The 1,738-nt window shown below is 75.5% G+C and carries 1 protein-coding gene; it reads right to left on the bottom strand.

Annotation, left to right across the window (positions count from 1 at the left end; all coding sequences use genetic code 11):
- Nucleotides 1-23 precede the first annotated feature (23 nt).
- Nucleotides 24-1,738, bottom strand: a 1,715-nt coding sequence (gene cobT / locus H5J30_RS31325; RefSeq protein WP_181790925.1) for a nicotinate-nucleotide--dimethylbenzimidazole phosphoribosyltransferase, incomplete at its 5' end; no start/stop codon positions are given.

Below are 1,738 nucleotides of genomic sequence, written 5' to 3' on the forward strand. Positions count from 1 at the left end.
CCGCGCCGCGGCCAACGCCCCGCTCAGCCCTTCTCCGTCACGCCCGCCGCGTCGAACGTCGCCACCTCGTGCATCGCCCGCGCCGCGCTCTGCACCAGCGGCAGCGCCAGCAGCGCGCCGGTGCCCTCACCGAGGCGCAGGTCCAGGTCGATCAGCGGGCGCAGCCCCAGCTTCGTCAGCGCCGCCGTGTGCCCGGGCTCCGGGCTGCGGTGGCCCGCGATGCACGCCGCCAGCGCCTCCGGCGCCACCGCGCGGGCGACCAGCGCCGCCGCGCCCGCGCTCACGCCGTCCAGGACGACGGGCGTGCGCAGCGAGGAGCCGGCGAGGATGTAGCCGACGAGCGCGGCGTGCTCCAGGCCGCCGACCGCGGCCAGCACGCCGATGGGGTCGGACGGGTCGGGGCGGTTGACCTCGATGGCGCGGCGGACGGCCTCGACCTTGCGGGCGTACGTCTCGTCGTCGACGCCGGTGCCGCGGCCGGTGACCTCGGCGGCCTCGGTGTCGGTGAAGACGGCGACGAGCGCGGCGGACGCGGTGGTGTTCGCGATGCCCATCTCGCCGGTCAGCAGCGCCTTGTTGCCGGCCGCGACGAGGTCCCGGGCGGTCTCGATGCCGACCTCGACGGCCCGCAGCGCCTCCTCGCGGGTCATCGCGGGGCCCGCGGTCATGTCCGCGGTGCCCTTGCGCACCTTCCGCGGCACGAGGCCGGCGGTGGCGGGCAGTTCCGCGGCCACCCCGGCGTCCACGACGCAGACCTCGGCGCCGACCTGGGCGGCGAAGGCGTTGCAGACGGCGCCGCCGCCGAGGAAGTTGGCGACCATCTGGCCGGTGACCTCCTGCGGCCAGGGCGTGACGCCCTGCGCGTGTACCCCGTGGTCGCCGGCGAAGACCGCGACGGCCGCGGGCTCCGGCACCGGCGGCGGGCACTTCCTGGACAGGCCGCAGAGCTGCGCCGAGATGATCTCCAGCATGCCGAGCGAACCGGCCGGCTTCGTCATCCGCTTCTGCCGCTCCCACGCCTCGCCGAGCGCCTTCGCGTCCAGCGGGCGGATGCCCTCCAGGGTCTCGGCGAGCAGGTCGTGCGGGTCCTCGCCGGGCAGCGCGCGGCGGCCGTAGCTCTCCTCGTGGACGACCCAGGACAGCGGGCGGCGCTTGGACCAGCCGGCCTGCACCAGCTCCGGCTCGTCGGGGAACTCGTCGACGTAGCCGACGCAGAGGTACGCCACGACGTCCAGGTGCTCCGGCAGGTCCAGCTCGCGGACGAGTTCGCGCTCGTCGAAGAAGCTGACCCAGCCGACGCCGAGGCCCTCGGCGCGGGCGGCGAGCCAGAGGTTCTCGACGGCGAGCGCGGAGGAGTACGGGGCCATCTGCGGCTGGGTGTGCCGGCCGAGGGTGTGCCGGCCGCCGCGGGTGGGGTCGGCGGTGACGACGATGTTCACCGGGGTGTCCCGGATGGCCTCGACCTTCAGCTCCTTGAACTGCTTCGCGCGGCCCTTGGGCAGGCTCTTCGCGTACGCCTCGCGCTGGCGGCGGGCCAGCTCGTGCATCCGGTGGCGGGTCTCCTCGGAGCGGATGACGACGAAGTCCCACGGCTGGGAGTGGCCGACGCTGGGGGCGGTGTGGGCGGCCTCCAGGACGCGCAGCAGCACCTCGTGCGGGACGGGGTCGGAGCGGAAGCCGTTGCGGATGTCGCGGCGTTCGCGCATGACGCGGTGGACGGCCGCGCGCTCGGCGTCGG

The organism is Streptomyces phytophilus (assembly GCF_013870535.1).
GTDB classification, from domain to species: domain Bacteria; phylum Actinomycetota; class Actinomycetes; order Streptomycetales; family Streptomycetaceae; genus Streptomyces; species Streptomyces phytophilus.